The following is a 23090-nucleotide window of genomic DNA, read 5'->3' on the forward strand; positions in this document are numbered from 1 at the left end:
ACACCGTGAAATTGCTGGTGCGTCACCAGACGACTTATCGCTACGCAGCGGCGGCAGGCCGTGTGGCAATGCGCCTGAAGCTGATGCCGATCGATACGGCGTCGCAGAAAGTGCTGGAGTGGCGGGTCAGCGTGAATGGCGAGCCGGTCGAGGCCTTTCGTCCCAACAGTTTCGGCGAGATGGAGGCGGTCTGGATCCGCCACGACCGGCTGGACGACGCCTCGATCGTCGCGGAGGGGCTGGCCGAAACGGTGGATACCAGTGGCGTAATGGGCAATGTCAGCTGTGGCGTGCCGCCTGCCTTTTTCCTGCGGGAGACGCCGCTAACCCGCGCTTCCGACGCGATCCGCGCGATGGCGCTTTCTTTGCCCGATACGGATGGGCCGCTGGCGCGGCTGCATGCGTTGTCGGCGGCGGTCAGCGATGCCGTGGCTTATCGCAGCGGCGTTACATCGTCGGCGACCACAGCGGCGGAGGCCTTTGCGCTGGGGGCCGGGGTGTGTCAGGATCATGCGCAGATATTTATCGCTGCGGCGCGGATATTGGGGATTCCCGCGCGCTACGTCACGGGATATCTGCTGGCGGAGGGCGGTGTCGCCTTGCATGAAACACATGCCTGGGTGGAAGCTTTGGTGCCGGACCTGGGCTGGGTCGGCTTCGATCCCTCCAACCGGGTCTGCGTTACGGAACGCTATCTGCGGCTGGCATCCGGGCTGGATGCCAATGCGGCGGCGCCCATCCGGGGATCGGTGACGGCGGCGGGCGAGATGTGGATTGACGCGGACGTTCGGATCGCGCAGGCGGAGGAAGGGGTGGAAGAAAGGCAGTTGCAACGCCAGCAACAACAAAGCCTTCAGACCGCCATCCCGCAGGGTTGAACGAATATAGGAGCCCGGTGGGCGATGACCTATTGTGTGGCGGTGCGCGTGGACCAGGGTCTGGTCATGCTGTCGGACACTCGCACCAATGCGGGCATGGATAATATCGCCCGCTTCCGGAAAAGCTTTACCTACAGTGTGCCTGGCGAGCGAGCGATCGTCCTCATGTGCTCGGGCAACCTGTCGATCACGCAAGGCGTCAAGACGATGCTGGGTCAAGCGATCAAGGAGGCACAGCTTGATCCCGATGTCGAAAGCATCCTCAATTGCGCGACCATGCACAGGGCGGCGCAGTTGGTCGGCGATGCAATGTGCGAGATGCAGCAGCATTATCGCAGCACGATAGAGATGCAGGGATCGGGCGCGGACGCTTCCATCCTGCTCGCGGGGCAGCGGCGTGGGGGCAAGCCGCGCCTTTACCTCATCTATTCGGCCGGCAATTTCATCGAGGCGACCGAGGACACGCCGTTCTTCCAGATTGGCGAGCATAAATATGGCAAGCCGATCCTGGACCGCATCATCAAGCGGGAGACGACGCTGGAGGATGCGACGAAGGCGGTGCTGGTGTCGATGGATTCGACGCTTCGGTCGAACCTGTCCGTCGGCATGCCGCTGGACCTGACGGTGATCGAGCGGGACCAGTTCGACTTTCGTGTGAAGACACGCATCGAAGCCGATAATGAGGAGTTCCAGCTGCTTTCGCACAGCTGGTCGGCGGCGCTGCGCAAGGGGTTTGAGGACCTGCCCAACGTCATGGATTGACTCGCGTGGCAACGCGGAAGCCGGAAATCGGCAACAATCGAGTGATTTCCGATGATCGGGAGGGTTGCGCGCGGGACGCTGCTGCCTATGTCATCGCGGCACACGAATCCATGAGCTGGGGACCTTTAGATGACTGCAACGCATTCCACTCGCATGCTGATCCTGGGCTCTGGCCCGGCCGGGCTTTCGGCCGCCATCTACGGCGCGCGGGCGGGTATGGCGCCGATCGTGGTGCAGGGCATGCAGCCGGGTGGCCAGCTGACCATCACCACGGACGTGGAAAATTATCCGGGCTTCCGTGACGTGATCCAGGGGCCGTGGCTGATGGAGCAGATGCAGGCGCAGGCCGAGCATGTCGGCGCGCAGATGATGTATGATCAGATCGTCGATGTCGACCTTTCGGAGCGACCCTTTCGCCTGACCGGGGACAGCGGCACGCGTTACTTCGCGGACACGCTGGTCATTGCGACTGGCGCGCAGGCCAAGTGGCTGGGCACTGAAGGCGAACAGCAGTTGCAGGGCAAGGGCGTGTCGGCCTGCGCTACCTGCGACGGCTTTTTCTATCGCGGCAAGAAGGTGGTGGTGATCGGCGGCGGGAATACGGCTGTCGAGGAGGCGCTGTACCTCACCAACCACAGCCATGACGTCACGCTAATCCACCGCCGCGACTCGCTGCGGGCGGAGAAGATCTTGCAGCAGCGGCTGTTTGCGCATCCCAACATCAAGGTGCTTTGGAACCAGAAGATCGAGCGGTTCGTCGGCGGGGGCAATCCGGAAGGGCTGGTTGGCGTCGATCTGATCGACACCGTAACGGGCAAGGCTTCGCATATCGAAACGGACGGCGCCTTCGTCGCGATCGGCCACCAACCGGCGACGGAGCTCTTCGCGGGCAAGCTGCCGATGGACGACGGCTATCTGGTCGTGGAGCCGGGCACGACGCGCACGTCCATCCCTGGCGTTTTTGCGGCTGGCGACGTCAGCGACAAGATTTATCGGCAGGCGGTGACGGCTGCTGGCATGGGCTGCATGGCGGCGCTGGACGTCGAGAAATTTCTGGCAGAGGCTGATTTCGAGGCGATGGCAGCGGAGTAGGGCGATGGGCGGGCGCGCATTGCGCGCCTCGCCTGTTTGAGGCCCAGCTATCTAGGGTACGCCCTTAGCTTGTCGAAGGGCTTTCCTTGCTCGTCGAAGAAAGGGAATGACTTCGACAGGCTCAGCCCGAGCGGACCTGTTGGTATTGAGTGGAGGACTTTTCAGGCCTCTGTCTTCGCCTGCGCAAAAGCGACCAGTGTTCCGAAGGTCTCAAAGGTTTCGCCGTCGATGTCGTCATCCTCGATCAGGATGTCGAACCGGTCTTCCATTTCCGTAAGCAGGCTGGCGACGGCCATCGAGTCCAGTTCCGGCAGCGCGCCGAATAGCGGCGTGTCGGCGTCGAACGCGTCGACCCGTTCCTGAGAAAGGCCCAGCACATCGCGCAGAAGATCGCGCATCGGCTTCGTCATGTCGCTTGTCCGGTCGACCGGCATAGAGGTTTCCGCCCGCATGATGGGGCGTCTACCTAGTCGTTCCGCTCCTAGCCCACAAGGGCGGAAATGGCTGTGCGGGCGGCGGGAAACCAGGTGGAGGCAAAACGGGGATTGAAGAAGTCGAGCCGATAGAGCGTCTGGCGCTCCTCCATCCATTCCGTTTTATAGGCATTGTCGCCGGTCCCATAGTCGATATGGCTGATCTTGTCGGCATCTATGGCGTGAGCGAACATGGCATGGCTGAGCAGCGTACCTGGGGACGCGCCATCGAAGGCCCTGTCGTGCGCGAGCTTGTGGATCAGGGCCGTGCCGTTTTCCACGGTCCAGAACTGCGTCGCCACGGGCTGACCCTTGAGGCGCGCGAAGCCGAGCCGCAACGTACCGGCGTCGGCCTCCCGCTCCGCCAAGGCGCGCAGGAAGGAAAGGCCGGGTTCAGGCTGTTTCCAGCTGCTCGCATGGACCGCCACATAATCCTGCCACAGCGCGTCGGTGACGTCATGGCGGATTTCAAAGGTGAAGCGGTTGGAGCGGGCCTTCCGATGGACCTGATTGCGCAAGCGGCTGGGGCGGTCGGCCCAGTAGGCCGCGAAGTCGCGGCCGTTGAGGTTTAGGACGTGGCGCCCGCCCATCGGACGACGCACGCCGAACCATCCGCTGCGGCGGAAGGCATCGAGCAGCAGGTCGGCGCTGTCCGCGACGGGATAGAGGTCGATATGGCGGCCCGTCTTGAACAAAATGGCGGCGAGAACCTCCACCAAACGCCGCTGTGTTTGCGCGTCGGGATCGCCGAGATAGACCGGTGCCCAAGCGAAACTGTACCAGTTGGCGAGCGCGCTCTGGCGATCGTTTGAGGGCGATAGCAGGAACAGCCAGGCTTCGTTCGAGCCTTCCTGCGCCTGGAGAATGCGGACGGGGTTGCTTGCAAGACAATGATGGTGGAGCGATTCGAACCAATCGATGCGGTCGAAGAGGGAAAGGGCGCGATCCATGCGGCCCGCCAACGCCAGCCGGGCTTCGGCGATCGTGCTATATTCCCTTGTGACCAGCAAATCATTATCTCCCCGGCACCGTCCCCACACCATAGGTGAAAAGTCTGGAAATGGAGTTAAGCAGCGCCACCCTGATCGATGGCGAGGAAGTTCGCCCGATTGACCACTTGCTGCTGCGTGGCGATCCGGCGCGCCCGGCGCTGGATGGCCGGTCGGGATCACAGAATTTCGCTGAACTGGAAGAGACACTTGGCCGTCTGGCTGCATGGCTGGCGGGGTTCGGGCTTGAGAAAGGCGCGCGGGTCGCCAGCTGGATTGCGAAAGGACCGGTTGCTGCGCTGATGCCGCTTGCCGCGCCGCGTGCGGGGCTGGTTCATGTGCCGGTCAACCCACTGCTGAAACATGGGCAGGTGGCGCATATTCTGGCCGACAGCGGCGCGCGGTTGCTGATTGGCTCGCCGGCGCGGCTGGATACCCTGGAGCCGGACGACCTGCCGGGTGACTGCCGCCTGTTGCGGGAGGAGGATGCAGCCGCGGCCATGAGTGGCGGGGATGGACTGCCGCCCTCTGAAGCAGGCCCGGATGATCTGGCGGCGATCCTCTACACAAGCGGATCGACCGGGCGGCCCAAGGGCGTGATGCTGAGCCACGCCAATTTGTGGCTCGGGGCGGTGAGCGTGGCCAGCTATCTTGGGCTTGGCGCGCAGGACCGGACGCTGTGCGTGCTGCCCTTCAGTTTCGATTATGGGCAGAATCAGCTGTTTTCGACCTGGTATGCGGGCGGCTGTGTCTATCCGCTCGACTATCTGACAGCGCGTGACGTCATGAAGTCGGTAGACAAGCGTGACATTACGACGCTGGCCGGGGTGCCGCCGCTTTGGGTTCAGCTGACGGAGCTCGAATGGAAGCCGGAAGTGGCGGGAAAGCTCAAGCGCCTGACGAACAGCGGGGGAGCGCTGACGCGGCCGCTGGTGGCGAAACTGCGCAGCCTTTTTCCGCAGGCGGACCTCTATCCGATGTACGGCCTGACGGAGGCGTTCCGCTCGACCTACCTGCCGCCTGCGCTGGTGGACAGCCATCCGGATTCGATGGGGTCGGCGATCCCGTATGCGGAGATTTTGGTCGTGCGGCCGGATGGCAGCCTGACCGATGACGATGAAGCGGGGGAACTGGTTCATTGCGGGCCGCTCGTGGCGCAGGGCTATTGGCGGGATGAGGCACGTACGGCGGAGCGGTTCAAGCCTGCGCCGCCGTCCTCTCGCTATGGCGGCATTGCGGTCTGGTCCGGTGACACCGTGCGGCGCGATGAGCAGGGGCTGCTCTACTTCGTCGGCCGCGATGACGCGATGATCAAGTCTTCTGGCAACCGCATCAGTCCGACGGAGATCGAGGAGGCGGCCGTAGCCGTGCCGGGCGTTGCGGAAGCTGTCGCGCTGGGGATCAAGGATGAACGGTTGGGCCAGGCGGTGCTGCTGCTCATCCGATCAGTCGAGGCGGAGGCCGAGGCTTTGGTGGAGACAAGGTTGAAGACCGAACTGCCCAATTTCATGCAGCCACGGACGATTATCAGGCTGGCGGAATTTCCGCGCACGCCCAATGGCAAGATCGACCGTGTAGCTCTTGCCAAGGAATCTGATCGATGAAGCCGATGGGACCTGTTCCGCCCTTTTTCGAGGGTGAAGAAGGCATGTTGCTGATCGGCGGATGCGGCGCGGCGAGCCTGGTTGACGAAGCGGGAGATACGCCGCTCTTCGTGTACGACATGGGGATAGTCGAACGGCAGGTGCGTGACTTGCGCGACGCCATGCCTGCGCAACTGTCGATCCATTATGCGGTGAAGGCGAACCCCTATCCGGCGCTGCTGGAGCGCATGGCGCGGCTGGTCGATGGCTTTGACGTGGCTTCGGGCGGTGAACTGGCGCGTGCGCTGGAAGCGGGCATGGATGCCGCGCATGTGAGCTTTGCCGGGCCGGGAAAGCGCGACGACGAACTTGCCGCCGCGATTGACGCTGGGGTGACGCTGAACCTGGAATCGGAGGGTGAGGCGCGGCGCGCGCTTGCGATTGCCGAGAAGCGGGGGCGGACGCCCCGGCTGGCGGTGCGGGTCAATCCGGATTTCGATCTTAAGGGCTCGGGTATGAGGATGGGCGGCGGCGCAAAGCCCTTTGGTGTCGATGCGGATCGCGCAGCCGGGCTTGCCCGCACGCTGATCGATGCGGGGGCTGACTGGCGCGGCTGGCATATCTTCGCGGGATCGCAGGCGCTCGCGGCGGAAGCGTTGATCGAGACGCAGGCGGCGACTGTGGGATTGGCGGCGCGGCTTTCGGACGCCGTGGGCGTTGCGCCGCCGCTGGTCAATCTGGGTGGCGGATTTGGCATTCCCTATTTTCCGGGCGATCAGCGGTTGGACATCGCGCCGATCGGAGATGCGTTGAGCCAGACACTCCAGGCGCGGGCCGACATATTGGCGGACAGTGAATTTGCGATGGAGCTTGGCCGCTGGCTGGTGGGCGAGGCGGGTGTCTATCTGACCCGTGTGGTCGATGTGAAGCAGAGCCAGGGCGAGACGTTCGTCGTGGTTGATGGCGGGCTCCACCACCAATTGGCGGCGAGCGGGAATTTCGGCACGGTGGTGCGGCGCAACTATCCGATGGCGGTGGCGAACCGTTACGGCGCTTCGCCTGCTGAGGAGGCGGTGACGGTAGTTGGGTGCCTGTGCACGCCGATCGACAAGCTGGGGGACAAGGTCGCTCTGCCCCCCATGGTGGAAGGGGACCTGATCGCCATCTTCGCCGCAGGGGCCTATGGAGCGTCTGCAAGCCCTTCGGCCTTCCTCGGCCATCCGCCTGCACTCGAACTACTACTTGGCTGATATACCAATAGTTTGACGCCTAACCGTATCTTTACCCTTTGAAGGCAAGAAGAGGCCCAAAGCCCATCGCTTTGCGGCCGCTTCACCTCTCTGGCGGCTGTGCTTGCGTGCGGCCCTGTCATGAGGTGAAGATATGCGTTTCCTGTCGGTTTCCCGGGCTTTGATCGGCGCATCGCTGCCTGCTTTGGCGCTGTCGGGCTGCGCTTCGGGCGGCGGTGGACCCCAGTTGCCGCCCGCATCCTTCGTGGCGCAGCAGGAGGGGCCGGGCGAAGAATATGTGATCGGCCCGCTCGACGACCTCACCATCTTCGTGTGGCGCAATCCGGAATTGGGCGCGAAGGTTCAGGTACGGCCGGACGGGCGCATCACGACGCCGCTGGTTGCCGACATGCCCGCCGTGGGCAAGACGCCCAAGCAGCTGGCCGACGACATGAAGGTGGCGCTCACCAAATATATCGAAAATCCGCTGGTGTCGGTGATCGTCAACAATTTCTCTGGCACGTTCAGCCAGCAGGTGCGGATCGTCGGCGCGACCGAAAAGCCTGCCTCCATTCCTTACCGTGCAAACATGACGCTGCTTGACGCCATGATCTCCGTTGGAGGTCTTAGCGAATATGCGGCGGGCAACCGGGCGAGGCTCGTCCGCTTCAACAAGGAGCAGGGCAAGCAGCAGGAATTCAACGTCCGTATCGGCGATCTGCTGAAGCGCGGCGACAGTAAGGCGAACGTCATGCTGGCACCGGGCGATGTCATCATCATTCCTGAAAGCATGTTCTGATATGGCGGGTCTTTACGACGAACTGCTGATCGCCCTTCATGGCATATGGACCCGGCGCTGGCTGGCGCTGGCCGTGGCATGGGGCGTGTGCATGCTGGGCTGGCTGGGCATTGCCCTGGTCCCCAACAGCTATGAGAGCAAGGCGCGCGTCTATGTGAACACGCAGTCGCTCTTGCAGGACAAGGTCGGCATCACGCAGGTCCAGTCGCAGCAGGATCTGGACCGCGTGCGCCAGACGCTGGCGAGCACGGCGAATCTGGAGCGGGTGGTCAAGGAAACCGACCTCAACCAGACGATCAGCGGCCCGCGCGACATCGCGGCCAAGATCACGGCGCTGCGCGAAGGCATCACCGTGATGGCGCAGGCTGACCCGAGCATGATCGACATCAGCGCCAAGTCGGCGGATTCGAGCCTGTCGGACGGCGCCAATGCGCGGATCGCGCAGCAGGCGGTGCAGAAGCTGATCGAGATTTTCCAGGAAACCAACCTGTCCTCAGATCGGGTCGAGACCAGGCAGAGCCTTGCCTTCCTCGACCAGCAGATCGCGCAGCGTGGGCGTCAGCTTGCCGCCGCCGAGCAGCGCCGTGTCGAGTTCGAGCAGCGCTATGCGGGGATGCTGCCGGGTGCGGGGTCCATCGGCCAGCGCATGGACGCGGCGCGGATGGAGATCAACAATATCGAATCGCAGCTGGTGCAGGCGTCGAGCGCGCTGAGCGCCATGAACGGCCAGCTTGCCGGTACGCCGCAAGTGCTGCCGGGCGTTGGCGCGTCGGGCGGCCCTTCCGCGCTCGCACAGGCACAGGCGGATCTGGCCGGTATGCGCGCGCGAGGCTGGACCAGTGACCATCCCGACGTGATAGCGGCCCAGCGGCAGGTCGATGCGCTGCGGCGGCAGGGTGGCGGTAGCGGTGGGGCGGCTGGCTCGCCCAATCCGGCTTATCTGTCGATCAAGTCGATGCAGGCGGAACGCGCGGCGACGGTTCAGGCGCTGCAGACGCGCAAGGCGCAGCTTCAGGCTGACTTGAACGCCATGTCCTCACGCCAGACCGATGAACCGGGCCTTGCCGCCGAGCAGGAAAAGCTCGACCGCGACTATGAGGTGCTGAAGACCCAATATGACAAGCTGCTGGCCGACCGGGAGGACGTGCGCCTGCGCGGCGACGTGAAGACCGAGACGGGCTCTGTCCAGTTCCGCGTCATCAATCCGCCGAGCGCACCCACCGCGCCGGTCGCGCCAAACCGGCCGCTGTTGCTGCTGGGTGTGCTGATCGTCGGCATCGGTGCTGGCGTCGGCACCGCCTTTGCAATGGGGCAGCTCAAGGGCAGCTTCCCGACGGCGGCACGGCTGGAGCGGGCGGTCGGCCTGCCGGTCATCGGATCGATCACGCAGACGGTGAGCGCCGCGCAGAGGGCGGTCGAAAAGCAGCGGTTCAAATGGTTTGCCGGTGCGAGCGGGGGGCTGGCGGCGCTGTGCGTGCTGTTGATCCTCGTCGAATTCATCCAGCGCGGCATGGCCTGAGGAGCGGGACAATGAACAAGCATAGCTCGCTGTCCAAGGGTTCGCTGATCGAGCGGGCGACGGAGATCTACGATTTCAGCGCGGCCTTGCAGGGGCGTGCTGCTCCGGCGGTCGAGGTGCCTGCGGATGAGCCCATGCCGCCCGTGGTGGAGGTCGCCCGGCCGGTGACGCCGGATGCAGGACATCGCGCGCCGGATTGGCGCGGGCCGGTGCACAGCATCGATCGGATCACGCTCGGCGAAAATGGCTGGCTGGTGCCCGATGGGCCGGTGACGGCGATCAGCGAGGAATTTCGGCTGCTGAAGCGCGATCTTCTCGCGCAGTTGGGCGATGATCCACGCGGCAATCGCGTACTTGTCTGCTCAGCGCATAGTGGGGAGGGCAAGAGCTTCTGCGCGATCAACCTGGCGCTTAGCCTGGCAGCGGAAAAGGACCGGGAAATCCTGCTGGTCGATGCCGACTTTGGCAAGCCCGGCATTCCCGAGGCGCTCGGGCTGACGAGCGGGCCAGGATTGATGGACGCCATCGTCGATCCGTCGATCGCGATCGAGGATTGCGTGATCCGTACTGACATTCCGTCTCTTGCCGTGCTGCCCGCGGGACAGCGCAGCAACAATGACACCGAATATCTGGCGTCCGCGCGGACGGAAATGCTGCTTAGCCGTCTGACCGAGGGACGGCCGGACCGGATCATCCTGTTCGATTCGCCGCCTCTGCTTGCGGCATCGGCCGGTGCCGTGCTGGCGAGCCATGCCGCCATAGCCCTGTTGGTGGTGCGTGCTGACCAGACCAGCGAAAGCGCGCTGCGCGACGCGGCGGGCATGCTGAAAGCTGCGGGCCAGGTGCAACTGCTGCTGAACGGCGTCACCTTCTCGGCCACGGGCCGCCGCTTTGGCAGCTATTATGGCAAGGGGGGCGAGGACGCATGATGTTGCGTACTTCCCTGGCGTTGCTGGGCGCGGTAGCGCTAGCTGCGTCGCCTGTGATGGCGCAGGAGCGGAAGGTCGATGTCACGCCTTATCTGGGCGTCGACCAGAGCGTGCTCGTGCCGCTGAAAGGCGGCGGCGATGTCTTGACCTACACCAATGTTACGGCGGGACTGACCGCGCAATTGCAGACGCGCCGGGTCGAGGCGGTCGCAGATATTCAATATAATCACAGCTTCGGCTGGGGGCGTGAGGCCAGCGATCAGGACGTGATCAGCGGCATCATTTCGGGCCAGTATCTGGTCTCGCCGGGGCTGACGCTCAATGCGGGGGCGCTTGCCACCCGAATCCGCACCGATGGCCTGTCGGGTGCGGCGACGTTGAACGACAGCCAGACGAGCCAGGTCTATGCAGGCTATGTCGGCCCATCCTACGCGTCATCCTTCGGCGACATCGACGTCACTGCCTCCTATCGCCTTGGCTATGCGCGGGTGGATGAAGATGTGAATGCCGACTTTGCCGGGGCGTCCGCTGCGGGCTCTTTCGCGGACTCCGTGACCCATAGCCTGGCTGGTTCGGTCGGCGTGGCACCGGGTGTCTGGCTGCCGATCGGCATCGTGGCCAGCGCCGGATATGACCGCGAGGATGCGAGCGAACTTGATCAGCGGTTCGAGGATGCTTGGGGCCGCGTGGACGCTACCCTCCCTGTGTCGCCAACCGTCGCGATCGCCGGTGGCGTCGGCTATGAGAGGATCAAGATCAGCCAGCGCTCGCCCGAGTTGGATGTGAGCGGCGTGCCCATCATCCGCAACGGCCGCTATGTCACGGACGAGAGTTCGCCACGCGCGCTTATCTACGATTTTGACGACATCATCTGGGACGTGGGCGTGCTTTGGCGGCCCAGTCACCGCACCTCGCTGGAGGCGCGTGTCGGCGAACGCTATGGCGGCATGACCTATAGCGGCAGCTTCGTCTGGCAGGGCCGGGGGCAGTCCTTCGCGCTGGTGGTGTTCGACGGCATCGACAGCTTCGGGCGGATCATCACGTCGAATGTCGCGGCGGTGTCCGGCAGCAGCCTGAATGTCGTCCGCAACCCCTTCACGGGCGACTTCACCGGCTGCGCCTTTTCGCAAAGCGGGGGAGGGCAGTGCTTCAACGATGCGTTGGCCGGAGTCACGGACGCGAACTTCCGCTATCGGGGTGTCGCTGCGCAATATGCGGCGCAGCGCGGTCCTTGGGGCGTTGGCCTCGGCCTTGGCTATTCGCAGCGCAAGTTCGTGACGCCTTCGGGCCAGACCGTGTTCGTGCGTGGGACGCGGGACCGGAACTGGTATGGCACGGCATCGCTCAGCTATGTCATCGACAGCCGTTCCAGCCTGGATAGCGCCATTTACGCGAACTATTTCGATGCGAGCGGCGCGCGGCTCGACGTGCTGAACCTGGGCGCGTTCACCAGCTACAACCGCCTCATCAACCGCAATCTTCAGGCATCCGCTTCGCTTGGGCTCGACAGCGCCAAGGCGGACGATCTGGATGCCGTCATCAACGCCATGGGCCAGGTCGGCCTGCGGTACAGCTTCTAATCGCGTCCGGAGACAAGAGATGTACGACCAGTTCTACGGATTTGAGGGCCGCCCGTTTCAGCTGACGCCCGATCCACATTTCTACTTCGAAAGCGCGACCCACAGGAAAGCGCTGTCCTATCTGGGCTATGGCCTGGCACAGGGCGAAGGCTTCATCGTCATTACGGGCGACATCGGCGCGGGCAAGACCACGCTGGTCGGACATCTGATGGCGACGATCGATCCGGCGCGGCTTACCGCGGTAAAGATCGTGTCGACACAGGTGGGCGGCGACGACATGCTGCGCTTGACGGCGCAGAGCTTTGGCTTGCCGACCGAGGACATGCCCAAGGCGCAGATATTGCGGCAGATCGAAGCCTTTCTGCATGGGCAGGCGCGGGCAGGGCGGCGGTCGCTGCTGATCGTCGACGAGGCGCAGAACCTGTCCGTTTCGGCCATCGAAGAGCTGCGCATGCTGTCCAACTTCCAGTTGGGCGGGCAGTCATTGTTGCAGATATTCCTGCTCGGGCAGCCGGAATTTCGCGACCTGCTGAAATCGGCGCAATTGGAGCAGTTGCGCCAGCGCGTGATCGCGACTCATCATCTCGATCCGATGCAGCCCGAGGAGATCGAGCCTTATATCCAGCATCGCCTGTCGATCGTCGGGTGGAATGGCGATCCGCATTTCACCCCCGAAGCCTTCGCGGCGATCTATGCCGCGACCGGGGGCGTTCCGCGCCGAGTCAACGTGCTCGCTAGCCGTGTGCTGCTGTTGGGAGCGCTCGACCAGTTGTCGGAGATCGATGCGGCAGCGGTGCAGGCGGTGATCGAAGATATGGGCGCGGACAGCGACGCGGCCGTGCAGCCGATGCCGTCATCCGTGCTGGATCGCGCGGAGGAAGCGCCTGCTGCGGCACCCGCTGCTGCGGCTGTGGCACCGCAGGCGGAACCTGCGCGCGAGACCTTGCGCGCTGAACTCAATGCGCTGCGGTCACGCCAGCCCGAGCCTTCGCCTGCGTTGATGGACGAGATTGCCGGGCTGCGTGCTGACGTCGAGGCGCTCCGGCTTGAGCAGGCCACCATGCAGACGGTCGATCCCGAGGCGCTGAAGGATTGTTTCACCCTGATCGAGGAGCGGCTCTCCGCACTGGAATTCCGTGTCGGTGAGCAGGACACGGCGCTTCGCCGCGTGCTGACGCTGCTGGTGGACTGGGTCGAACGTGAACAGCGGATGGGCGACGCGCCGCACAGCGCTGCCGCCTGACCGCGATCATGGTGCTGAATGCCCTGTCGGTCGATGTGGAGGACTGGTTCCATGTCGGCGCCTTTGAGCGGACGATCAGCCGGTCTTCGTGGGACGGACTGACGCACCGGGTTGAGCGCAACACGGATGCCGTGCTGGCCCTGTTCGCCGAAGCAGGAGTCAGCGCGACATTCTTCACGCTTGGCTGGGTGGCGGAGCGCTATCCCCCGTTGATGCGGCGGATCGTGGAGGCGGGGCATGAAGTGGCGAGCCATGGCTATGACCATGCGCGCGTCTTCACATTGAGCCCGGAAGCGTTCCGCGCCGATTTGCGACGGTCGCGCGCCCTGTTGGAGGATGCCAGCGGGCAGCGCATCATCGGCTATCGCGCGCCGAGCTTTTCGATCGATCATCGCACGCCCTGGGCACATGGCATATTGGCGGAGGAAGGCTACCGCTATTCGAGCAGCGTCGCGCCCATTCGGCATGACCATTATGGCTGGCCTGAATCGCCGCGCTTTGCCTGGCGGCCGGTGGCGGGGCAGGATTTGCTTGAGCTGCCAGTGACGACAGCCGAGTTTGGCGGTCGGCGGCTCGCGGCTGGCGGCGGAGGGTTTTTCCGGCTGCTGCCTTATGGCTTTTCGCGCTGGGCGATCCGGCAAGTGAATGGGCGGGAGCAACGGCCCGCGATCATCTATTTCCATCCGTGGGAGATCGATCCCGATCAGCCGCGCGTGGTGGAAGCGCCGCTCCGGTCGCGCCTGCGCCATTACAGCAATCTGTCCGTCATGGCGGGCAAGCTGCGGCGGCTGACCGCCGATTTTGCCTGGACGCGGGTGGATGCGCTGGTCGCTCGCGAGGCGGAGCGCGCGGCATGAGGTTGGATGGTGGGGCCGGTGTGGGCGTGGTCGCGCTGGACCTGGATGATGCGGCACAAGTCGCCGCGGCGGATGCCTTCGTGAAGGGCAGCGCGGACGGAACGCCCTTCCATCGGCCCGCCTGGATCAAGGCCGTCGAGCGGGGGACGGGCAACCGTGCATATATGCTGGCCGCAGTGGCTTCGTCCGGGCAGATCGCTGGACTTCTGCCGCTCACGCATATGAAGAGCCGCCTATTTGGGGAGGCTTTGGTGTCTTCGGGCTTTGCCGTCGATGGCGGGATATTGGCTGGCGATCCTGCCATCCATTCGGCACTTGCTTGCGCAGCTGAAGGGCTCGCGCGCGATCGCCGGATCGGTTCGGTCGAACTGCGTGGGGGCCCGTCGCCGGGCGAGGCTTGGAGCGTGCACGAAGGAAGTCATCTCGGCTTCGTCCGTCCGATCGCGCCGGATGATGAGGCCGAGTTGCTCGCCGTGCCGCGCAAGCACCGTGCGGAACTGCGCAAGGCACTGGCTAATCCGGCGCTGCGGGTCGAGGTTGGGCGGAACCAACGTCTCGCGCAGGCACATTATGATGTTTATGCGCAGAGCGTGCGTAATCTCGGGACGCCGGTCTTTCCCAAACGCCTGTTTCGCGAAGTGCTGGCTGCGTTCGGCGAGGACGCGGATATTTTGATCGTCTATGAGGGCGAGCGGCCGGTTTCGGGAGTGCTGACGCTCTACCATCAGGGGCGGGTCATGCCTTTTTGGGGCGGCGGCGTCGCGGATGCGCGCCGGCTGCGTTCCAACGAACTGATGTATTACCGGCTGATGGGCCACGGGCGGACGCGCGGCATGCGCATCTTCGATTTCGGGCGATCCAAAACGGGAAGCGGGCAGGCCGCATGGAAGAAGAGCTTCGGTTTCGATCCGGTGCCGCTCGCCTATCACAGCTGGTCGGCAACGGGCGAACGGCGCGATATAAACCCCAATAGCGCGCATTATCAGCGCCGCGTGGAGATGTGGAAGAAGCTGCCGCTGCCCATCGCCAACCTGATCGGGCCGCTGATTTCGCGGGGGCTGGGATGAAGGGCGAGATCCTCTTCCTTTGCCACCGCATCCCTTTTCCGCCCGATCGGGGCGACAAGATCCGTTCCTACCACATATTGAGGCGGCTTGCGGAGATCGGGCCTGTGCATGTCGGCTGCTTTGCCGATGATGATCGCGATCTGAGCTTCGCACCGGCCATGGCTGCCATGACGGCGAGCCAGTGCGTGCTGAAGCGGGACCGGTCCCGCGTCATGGCTGGGCTTGCCGGGCTTGCGAAGCGGCAGTCGATGCTGGTGTCCCTGTTCGATGACCCGCGCCTGCATCGATGGGTGCGGAAGACTTTAGCGGAACGGCCGATTGCGGCCGTGATGGGATATTCGGTGCAGATGGCGAATTTCGTGCCCGATCTTCCGGAGGGCGTCCGCTTCGTCATGGACTTTGTCGATTTCGACTCCGCCAAATATGCGAGCTATGGCGCGGCAGGCGGCGGGCCCATGGGGTGGATCAACCGGCGCGAAGGACGCGTGCTGCTTGAGTTTGAGCGTGCCACAGCCGCGCGCGCCGACATCAGCGCTTTTGTGAGCGAAGCGGAGGCCGCGCTGTTCCGCGGGGCGAGCGGCCTCGACACGGCGCGCGTCGCCGGGATGGATAATGGCGTTGCGCTGGAATATTTCGATCCGGCGGCAGATTTCGAACCGGTCCCCCAGCTTGGCGGTCCACTCATCGTGTTCACAGGACAAATGGACTATCGGCCGAATATTGAGGCGGTGGAGAGCTTCGCGCGCGACAGCTTGCCGGCCTTGCGTGTCAGGCACCCTGAAGCATGCTTTGCCATTGTCGGGCGCAATCCCGCTCCACAGGTGAGCGCCTTGTCTCAACTCCCCGGAGTCGTCGTGACCGGTGCGGTGCCCGATGTTCGTGGCTGGCTGGCGGCGGCGGATATCGTGGTTGCGCCGCTGCGGATCGCTCGCGGAATACAGAATAAGGTGCTGGAGGCGATGGCCATGGCCCGGCCGATCGTCGCGTCACCGCAAGCAGCCGAAGGCATCGATGCGCAGGACGGAGTGCATTTTCTCATGGCGGCTGATCCTGCCGAAGAGGTTGACAGGATTTGCGCGCTGCTTGCCGATCCCGGACGTGCCCGGCGGTTGGGTGACGCTGCCCGCTCGCGCGTAGAGCAACGTTACAGGTGGGACGAAACGTTGAAGGACTTGCCGGAGATGCTGTTCGGCCCTTCGCCCGCCAAGGGCATCCTTGCCGCGTGACCGACGGGACGTTGCCCCTGCCTCAAATGCGTAGCGTCGGCGTGGAAGGCTGGCGAGGGCATCTCGCCGTGCTGGGCGTCGTGGCGTTGCTGATCCTGACGCTCTTTCATCGCGATGTGGCCGGGATGGTATCGATCTGGTGGAATGCCTCCACTTTCGGCCATTGCCTCTTCATTCCGTTCCTGATCGCATGGCTGGTGCAGCAGAGACTTCCCGGTTTGCGACAGCTTCGGCCTGTCGCCTGGGCCCCCGGATTGCTCTGGATGGCTTTGGGCGCATTCGCCTGGCTACTTGGAGCTGCGGCGGGCGTAGCGTTGTTCCGCCATGCCGCGATCATCCTGATGTTGCAGGGTGGCGTGGTCACGCTGCTAGGTCCTGCCGTGGCGAGGGCGCTGCTTTTCCCTCTTTTCTATGCCTTCTTCATGATTCCGGTGGGGGAGGAACTGGTCGCGCCGCTGCAATTGATCACGGCGCGGCTCTGCATGGTCTTTCTCGGGATCGTTGGCGTTCCCGCGCATCTCGACGGCATCTTCATAACGACGCCGACCGGATATTTCCGGGTGGCGGAAGCCTGTTCGGGCGCGAAGTTCGTGATCGCCATGACCGCCTATGGCGTGCTGGTCTGCAATGTCTGCTTTTCAAGCTGGGTGCGCCGTATCCTCTTCCTGGTGGGCGCGCTGCTGCTGGCCGTTCTGGCCAATGGCCTGCGAGCCTTCGCGACCATATTGGTGGCGCATCTGACGAGCATCGAGACCGCAGTTGGCTTTGACCATGTCATATATGGCTGGGTCTTCTTTGCGATCATCATGGTTGTGACGATGGCGGTGGCGTGGCCATTCTTCGATCGACGGCCGGGCGGGCCATGGTTCGATCCCGCCAAGCTTGGGACCGCATCTCGCGGCCGCCTTCCGCTCATCGTCGCAGGCGGTGCCGCTAGCGCGTTGGTACTGATCGCGCCCCTTTGGCTCATAGTGAGCGCGGCGGCGAGCAAGCCGCTGCCCGCTGCGCCGCTCCTGCCTCCGGTCAAGGGTTGGGTTCTGACTCCCGCCCAGCCCACCTACCCTTGGAGGCCGCGATTTGATGGAGCGGACTATCTTGTCCTTGGCCGCTACCGGAATCCGGCGGGAGAGGTGGTCGACCTCGCCATCGCCACCTTCGATCGGCAGGATGAGGGGCGCGAGCTTGTCGGCTTCGCTCAGGGCGTGGTCGATCCCGATCAGCGCTGGTCATGGTCGTCCCCTGCGCCCGCTCCCGCCAATGGCCGGGGCGAGCAGATCACTGCACCTGGCCCGGTGGTCCGCCACGCGGTCAGCTTCTACAAGGTCGGAGACGCCGCTGTGACGGGCAGCGCGCCGCGCGTGAAGATCGACACGATGTTCGCCCGGCTGCTTGGCCGCGATCAGCGAGCGGCTGCCATCATCGTTTCGGCCGAAGAGAGGCAGGGCAAGCCCGCTGATCCCGCCATCGCCCTGTTCCTGCAAGACATTGGCGATGTGAAGGATTTGGCTGACCGCAGCCTCGGCATCCGCTAAAGCCCGTTCGCATGTGCGGGGTAGCGGGCATCTTCCATCTTGAAACGGCCAAGCCGGTCGATCCGGCGCGGGTGCGCGCCATGCTGGACGTCATGCCGCATCGCGGGCCGGACGGCAGCGGTATTTGGACAGCGCCGGGCGTGGGGCTGGGGCATGTGCGCCTTTCGATTATCGACCTTGGCGGGGGGGCACAGCCGATGCTGACCGAGGACGAGAGCCTTGCCGTCACGTTCAACGGAGAAATTTACAATTTTGCCGAGGTTCGCGCCGAACTTGAGGCGAAAGGCCATGTGTTCCGCACCGACAGCGATACCGAAGTCATCCTCCACGGCTATCGCCAATGGGGCGAGGCCTGTGTCGAGCGCTTCCATGGGATGTTCGTCTTTGCCCTGTTCGACGCGCGGGCGCAGTCGCTTTGGCTGGTGCGCGATCGGCTGGGGGTGAAGCCTCTCCATTATGCCCAGCTTTCGGACGGCAGCCTGATCTTCGGATCGGAATTGAAGAGCCTTCTTGCCCACCCGTTGCTGCGCCGCGCGCCCGATCTGGCAGCGGTCGAAGATTTCATGGCCTATGGTTATGTGCCCGACGACGCGTGCATCGTTGCAGGCGTGCGCAAGCTGGGGGCGGGGCATACCCTGCGGCTGGTACGCGGGCGGCCCGTGCCGCAGCCGCAACGCTATTGGGACGTAAGCTTCGCCGAACGCAGCAAAGCGAGGCCGGAGGCTCTTGAGGAAGAACTGGTCGCCCTTATGCGGCAGGCGGTTCGATCGCGGATGGTGTCCGATGTGCCACTGGGCGCCTTCCTGTCCGGTGGGGTGGACAGTTCCAGCGTCGTGGCGCTGATGGCAGAGGCTTCCAACCAGGCGGTAAAGACCTGCACGATCGGCTTCGATGTCGCGAGCCTGGACGAAAGCGCTTATGCCGACCGGATCGCCCGGCGCTTTGCCACAGATCACCGCATGAGGATCGTGTCGCCTGACGATTATGGTCTGATCGATACGCTTGCCTTTCATTTCGACGAACCTTTTGCCGATGCTTCCGCGCTGCCTACCTACCGGGTGTGCGAACTGGCGCGGGAGAAGGTGACGGTGGCCTTGTCTGGCGATGGCGCGGACGAGGCCTTTGCCGGATATCGCCGCCATCGGTTCCAGATGCAGGGGGAGCGGGTGCGCGGGCTTATCCCGGCATCGGTTCGCGAACCGCTGTTCGGCACGTTAGGCCGCTGGTATCCCAAGGCTGATTGGGCGCCTCGATCGCTGCGGGCGAAGTCCACCTTCCTTGAACTGGCAGGCGAGGGGAGCGAAGCCTATGCGGCGTCCGTCAGCGTTACCCCCCATGCTCTTCGCCAGAAGCTGTTCAGTCAGGACATGCGGAGCCGACTGGGAGCCTATCGGGCGGAGGACCGCTATGTCCGCGCGATGGCGCAGGCGCCCGCGCGTGACCCCTTGGACCGGGCGCAATATGCCGACATTCATATCTGGCTGCCCGGCGACATACTGACCAAGACCGACAGGATGAGCATGGCCGTGGGGCTGGAGGCGCGTGAGCCATTGCTCGATCATCGGCTGGTGGAGTTCGCCGCCCGCCTGCCGGTGGCCCAGCGGATCAGGGGCAACAGTGGCAAATATCTGATGAAGAAGGCGATGGAGCCTTACCTGCCCCACGACATTCTCTATCGTCAGAAAATGGGGTTCGTCACGCCGATCAGCAGCTGGTTTCGGGGGGCTTTGGCGGGTGAGGCGAGCGCAATCGCTGGCGGATCGGCGCTTGCCCGGACGGGCTGGTTCGATGCCAAGGCGCTGGGGCGCATCGCGGCCGATCACAAGGCCGGAATGGCGGATCATGGTCGCCTGCTTTGGCAATTACTGATGCTGGACAAGTCGCTCGCCCGTTTGTTCGGGCTCTGACCGCCGCGCAGACGGGTTGGCGACATGGGCCCCTCATGCAAAACCTTGCATGCAAGTCATACCGGTGCCAACGGAGCGGGCGGGTCAAGGGCAAGCAAGGACGCAAGTGACAGTTTCGAAGGAAATCGTTCGGGCGCGACTTTACCTGCTGTGCCTCCTTGGAGACTTGGCGGGGCTGTTCCTGTCTTTCCTGCTGGCGAACTGGTTCGTGCTGGGCGCGCTGCTCGGCGAGCCGGGCAAGCCGCACGGCCTGGTCATGTTTGCCATGGTCGCGCCACTCTACATCTTGCTGGCGGTGCAGGGCGGTGCCTACGGCATCCATATGCTGGACGACATCCGGCGCGGCATCTTTCGCGGGCTGCTGGCCTTGGCGCAAGCGGCATTGCTGATGCTGCTGGTGGTCTATCTCGGCAAGATCGCTGAACAGCTTTCGCGCTTAACTTTCATCACCGGCCTTGGCTTTTCCGCCGTCAGCGTGGCGCTGGTGCGCCTGGCGATCGCCCGGCTTGGGGCTCGTTTGCTGGGCGAGGTGCCGCATCTCACTGCCGTCATCCGGGATGGCGTGGACATCGAGACTGGCGCGCACATGGAAGTGATCGACGCTGCCGCCGCGAACCTGCGTCCTGGCCGCCACGATGCCGACATGGCGGCACGGCTGGCGGCGGCTGTCGGCATGGCGGAGCGCGTGATCGTTGCATGTCCGATGGAGCGGATGAGTGACTGGTCGGTTGCGCTCAAATCTCTTTCCGCGCGCGGGGAAATCGTGGTCCCGGAACTGCTGCGCTTCGCCCCGGCGCGCGTGGATGAGTTTGACGGCCAACCGACCATCATCGTTGCTGGCGGTCCCTTCCAGTTCCGCGACCGCATCATCAAGCGGATTTTCGACATCATCGTCGCGACTGTCGCGACCATCATCATGTCGCCAGTACTGATTACGGCCGCACTGGCGGTGAAACTGACCAGTCCCGGCCCGATCCTCTTCAAGCAGCCGCGCATCGGGCGCGATGCTCGGCCGTTCAGCATCTACAAGTTCCGGTCGATGCGGATCGAGGCGGCCGATCACAATGCGGACAAGCTGACGGCGCGTGACGACGAGCGAGTGACGCCGGTCGGGCGTTTCCTGCGTCGTACCAGCATTGATGAACTGCCGCAGCTGTTCAATGTGCTGCGCGGCGACATGAGCATCGTGGGACCGCGTCCCCATGCCGCGGCGGCCAAGGCGGGCGACAGCCTTTATTGGGAAGTCGATGAGCGCTATTGGGAGCGGCATTGCATCAAACCCGGCATGACCGGCCTTGCCCAGGTTCGCGGCCATCGCGGATCGACCGACCATCATCAGGACCTGATCGACCGGCTCCAGTCGGACCTTGAATATGTGACGAAATGGTCGATCTGGCGCGACCTGCGGATCATCGTCGCGACCATCGGCGTGCTCGTGCACCACAAGGCCTATTGATGAGTGCGCTTGACCTAGCCCTTTTGCTTATCCTTGTCGCCTCCATCGTGGCGCTGCTTTGGCCGTTTCTGTTTTATCCGCTGATCCTGCGCGCTCTGCCTACTAAGCCGGAGGCACTCCGAGCGGGCGCTGCCCCGTCGGCTTCGCTGCTTTTCTGCGCCTATAATGAGGCTGCGGCGATGCCCGAGAAGCTGGCCAACCTCGCGATGTTGAAGTGTTTCCATCCAGACCTGGAGATCCTGGCGTTCGATGATGGATCGTCCGATGAAACGGCGGCCCTGATCGCCGCAGAGGGCGATCTGGTCACGCTGATCCGGGGGCCGGGCCGCAGCGGCAAGGCGCATGGCATGAAGCAACTGGCGGCGCGCGCTACAGGTGACGTCCTGATCTTCACGGACGCCAATGTGATGTTGGATGAACGAGCGATCGGCAATCTTCTCGCCCGCTATGCCGATCCGCAAGTCGGTGGGGTGCTCGGCTCGCTGCACTATGTTGGTGAAGGGGACAGCGCGACAGCATCGGTGGGTTCGCTCTATTGGCGGATGGAGGAGCGTTTGAAGGACGAGGAATCGCGCACCGGCAATGTGCTGGGCGCGGACGGATCGATCTTTTCCATCCGCCGCAGCCTCTATCCGGTCTTCCCCGATAGCGTGCTTGATGACCTGACGGTGTCCATGGCGGTGGTGTTTGCGGGCGCGCGTCTGGTCAAGGCCAGGGATGTCATCGCCAGGGAAAGGCTGGTTGCGGGCAGGGGCGATGAATATCGTCGGAAGGTCCGCATTGCCGCGCGGGCCTGGCACACGCATCAGCATCTTCGGCCTCAGCTTCGGCGCATGGGGGCGCTCGACCGCTTCAAATATGCGTCGCGCAAGATCATCAGGTGGTTCGGGGGCGTGTTCATCCTGACCGGTGGGCTTGCAGCCTTGTCGCTGGCGTTGAGAATATCCCCTCTGCTGGCGTTTGCCGCGGCGTTCTTCGCCTTGCTTCTGCTGATGCTCGGAATGCGGGCCAAGTCGGGCCCATTGGCCGCTCTGACAGACATTCTCATCGCTTATGCGGCCACGCTTCAGGGGGTGGTGAAGGCCATGTCGGGCCGCACCATCACCATCTGGAATCCCGCCAAGTCACGCTGATCCCTCTCGCCAAAGGCGGGGCATGATGTATAGGCCCTCCCAATGCTGATCGGAGCCAAGGCGTGATTACTTTCCAGCGGGTGGCAAAGGCCGCCGGCAAGCATCTGACCCGGACCATGCTCGTCTTGCGCAAGGCGATAGGTGCGCGCGCAAATCGGGCGTGCACGGCTTGCGGCCAGTCGGTCGTCGGCTTCTTCCGCTATGGCGACAATGCGGAATGGGGTTGCCCCAACTGTGGCGCCTCGCCACGCGAGCGGCTGATGAACCATCTGATCGCGGAAAAGACTCTCACGGTCCCGGAACAAGGCGCCATTCTGCACATGGCGCCCAACGAAGGCAGCCTGGTCCGTCGCTTTTCGACCGCCGCCAACTATGTGCCAGCCGACCTTGATCCGGCGCGCTATTCCGTCCCGGGCATGCGCCGCGTTGACCTGATGGCGCTGGCCGATGCGGACCGTTACGACCTGTTCTACGCCAGCCATGTCATGGAGCATGTGCCGGATGATCATGCCGTCCTGCGCAATATCTATCGCGCGCTCAAACCCGGTGGTGAAGCCTGGCTGATCGTGCCCTTGTGGGACAAGCCGACCGAAGACGGTAGCTTCGACATCCCGCCGCGTGAACGGGAACGGCGATTTGGTCAGTGGGACCATGTTCGCCAATATGGACTCGACTTCGCGGACCGCATCCGGGATGCGGGGTTCCAGCTGGAAGAGATCGACGCGGGCGGCATCGATGCCGACACACGCCATTTCTTCGCGCTCGACGATCGCCTGTTCCGCGCCCGCAAGCCGGTGGGAAGCACCGCGGGGTGAGCGCGCTGCTCGGCAGGACCA

The 23090-nt window shown here is 63.9% G+C and carries 20 protein-coding genes; 18 read left to right on the forward strand and 2 right to left on the reverse strand.

Annotated features, from left to right (window positions below; genetic code table 11):
* Window positions 1-5 precede the first annotated feature (5 nt).
* The 3 genes from SPHS8_RS02370 to trxB all read left to right on the forward strand — a co-directional run bounded on the left by SPHS8_RS02370 (window position 6) and on the right by trxB (window position 2732).
* Window positions 6-878 carry a transglutaminase family protein gene (locus tag SPHS8_RS02370; protein WP_201513720.1) on the forward strand — a complete coding sequence of 291 codons (873 nt, stop codon included), beginning with the start codon at window positions 6-8 and terminating at the stop codon, window positions 876-878.
* A gap of 24 nt (window positions 879-902) precedes the next feature.
* Window positions 903-1640: a peptidase gene (locus tag SPHS8_RS02375; protein WP_097091418.1), complete on the forward strand. Its 738-nt coding sequence runs from the start codon at window positions 903-905 to the stop codon at window positions 1638-1640.
* Between the two features lie 129 nt (window positions 1641-1769).
* The gene (trxB, locus tag SPHS8_RS02380) at window positions 1770-2732 is read left to right on the forward strand and encodes a thioredoxin-disulfide reductase (RefSeq protein WP_201513721.1); all 963 of its coding nucleotides are present in this window, start codon (window positions 1770-1772) and stop codon (window positions 2730-2732) included.
* 161 nt (window positions 2733-2893) lie between these two features.
* Here trxB and SPHS8_RS02385 read toward each other — a convergent pair whose 3' ends face one another.
* Both SPHS8_RS02385 and SPHS8_RS02390 read right to left on the reverse strand, forming a co-directional pair.
* Window positions 2894-3184 carry an acyl carrier protein gene (locus tag SPHS8_RS02385; protein WP_097091420.1) on the reverse strand — a complete coding sequence of 97 codons (291 nt, stop codon included), beginning with the start codon at window positions 3182-3184 and terminating at the stop codon, window positions 2894-2896.
* A gap of 29 nt (window positions 3185-3213) precedes the next feature.
* Window positions 3214-4215: a GNAT family N-acetyltransferase gene (locus SPHS8_RS02390; protein ID WP_201513722.1), complete on the reverse strand. Its 1002-nt coding sequence runs from the start codon at window positions 4213-4215 to the stop codon at window positions 3214-3216.
* Window positions 4216-4265: 50 nt separating this feature from the next.
* Here SPHS8_RS02390 and SPHS8_RS02395 point away from each other — a divergent pair, with 50 nt between their 5' ends.
* From SPHS8_RS02395 to SPHS8_RS02465, 15 genes are all read left to right on the forward strand, one after another.
* Window positions 4266-5798 carry an acyl-CoA ligase (AMP-forming), exosortase A system-associated gene (locus tag SPHS8_RS02395; RefSeq protein ID WP_201513723.1) on the forward strand — a complete coding sequence of 511 codons (1533 nt, stop codon included), beginning with the start codon at window positions 4266-4268 and terminating at the stop codon, window positions 5796-5798.
* Window positions 5795-7027, forward strand: coding sequence for a pyridoxal-dependent decarboxylase, exosortase A system-associated (locus SPHS8_RS02400; RefSeq protein WP_201513724.1), 1233 nt, complete (start codon window positions 5795-5797; stop codon window positions 7025-7027). The genes SPHS8_RS02395 and SPHS8_RS02400 overlap by 4 nt, the downstream gene beginning before the upstream one ends.
* A 133-nt stretch (window positions 7028-7160) precedes the next feature.
* A complete protein-coding gene (locus SPHS8_RS02405; protein ID WP_201513725.1) occupies window positions 7161-7805 on the forward strand; it encodes an XrtA/PEP-CTERM system exopolysaccharide export protein in 645 nt (214 codons plus the stop codon).
* A 1-nt stretch (window position 7806) separates the two neighbouring features.
* Window positions 7807-9324, forward strand: coding sequence for an XrtA system polysaccharide chain length determinant (locus SPHS8_RS02410; RefSeq protein ID WP_201513726.1), 1518 nt, complete (start codon window positions 7807-7809; stop codon window positions 9322-9324).
* Between the two features lie 11 nt (window positions 9325-9335).
* Window positions 9336-10253, forward strand: coding sequence for an AAA family ATPase (locus SPHS8_RS02415; RefSeq protein ID WP_201513727.1), 918 nt, complete (start codon window positions 9336-9338; stop codon window positions 10251-10253).
* Window positions 10253-11833 (forward strand): hypothetical protein, encoded by a 1581-nt coding sequence (locus SPHS8_RS02420; RefSeq protein ID WP_443018540.1) that lies wholly within the window; start codon window positions 10253-10255, stop codon window positions 11831-11833. Before SPHS8_RS02415 ends, SPHS8_RS02420 begins: the two co-directional genes overlap by 1 nt.
* Window positions 11834-11852: 19 nt before the next feature.
* A complete protein-coding gene (locus SPHS8_RS02425; RefSeq protein WP_201513729.1) occupies window positions 11853-13076 on the forward strand; it encodes an XrtA/PEP-CTERM system-associated ATPase in 1224 nt (407 codons plus the stop codon).
* An 8-nt stretch (window positions 13077-13084) separates the two neighbouring features.
* Entirely contained in the window at window positions 13085-13933 is an 849-nt protein-coding gene (locus SPHS8_RS02430) for an XrtA system polysaccharide deacetylase (RefSeq protein ID WP_201513730.1), read from the forward strand.
* Window positions 13930-15000 (forward strand): FemAB family XrtA/PEP-CTERM system-associated protein, encoded by a 1071-nt coding sequence (locus SPHS8_RS02435; protein ID WP_201513731.1) that lies wholly within the window; start codon window positions 13930-13932, stop codon window positions 14998-15000. The genes SPHS8_RS02430 and SPHS8_RS02435 overlap by 4 nt, the downstream gene beginning before the upstream one ends.
* Complete coding sequence (locus SPHS8_RS02440; protein WP_201513732.1) at window positions 14997-16226, forward strand: TIGR03087 family PEP-CTERM/XrtA system glycosyltransferase; 1230 nt, start codon at window positions 14997-14999, stop codon at window positions 16224-16226. Before SPHS8_RS02435 ends, SPHS8_RS02440 begins: the two co-directional genes overlap by 4 nt.
* A gap of 26 nt (window positions 16227-16252) precedes the next feature.
* Window positions 16253-17758: an exosortase A gene (xrtA, locus tag SPHS8_RS02445; protein ID WP_201514845.1), complete on the forward strand. Its 1506-nt coding sequence runs from the start codon at window positions 16253-16255 to the stop codon at window positions 17756-17758.
* Window positions 17759-17769: 11 nt separating this feature from the next.
* A complete protein-coding gene (locus SPHS8_RS02450) occupies window positions 17770-19665 on the forward strand; it encodes an XrtA/PEP-CTERM system amidotransferase (RefSeq protein WP_201513733.1) in 1896 nt (631 codons plus the stop codon).
* A gap of 106 nt (window positions 19666-19771) precedes the next feature.
* The gene (locus SPHS8_RS02455; RefSeq protein WP_443018541.1) at window positions 19772-21121 is read left to right on the forward strand and encodes an exopolysaccharide biosynthesis polyprenyl glycosylphosphotransferase; all 1350 of its coding nucleotides are present in this window, start codon (window positions 19772-19774) and stop codon (window positions 21119-21121) included.
* Window positions 21121-22254: a glycosyltransferase gene (locus SPHS8_RS02460; RefSeq protein WP_201513735.1), complete on the forward strand. Its 1134-nt coding sequence runs from the start codon at window positions 21121-21123 to the stop codon at window positions 22252-22254. The genes SPHS8_RS02455 and SPHS8_RS02460 overlap by 1 nt, the downstream gene beginning before the upstream one ends.
* Window positions 22255-22316: 62 nt before the next feature.
* Window positions 22317-23069 (forward strand): class I SAM-dependent methyltransferase, encoded by a 753-nt coding sequence (locus SPHS8_RS02465; protein ID WP_201513736.1) that lies wholly within the window; start codon window positions 22317-22319, stop codon window positions 23067-23069.
* Window positions 23070-23090: the final 21 nt, after the last annotated feature.

The organism is Sphingobium sp. S6 (assembly GCF_905120495.1).
Taxonomy (GTDB): Bacteria; Pseudomonadota; Alphaproteobacteria; order Sphingomonadales; family Sphingomonadaceae; genus Sphingobium; species Sphingobium agri.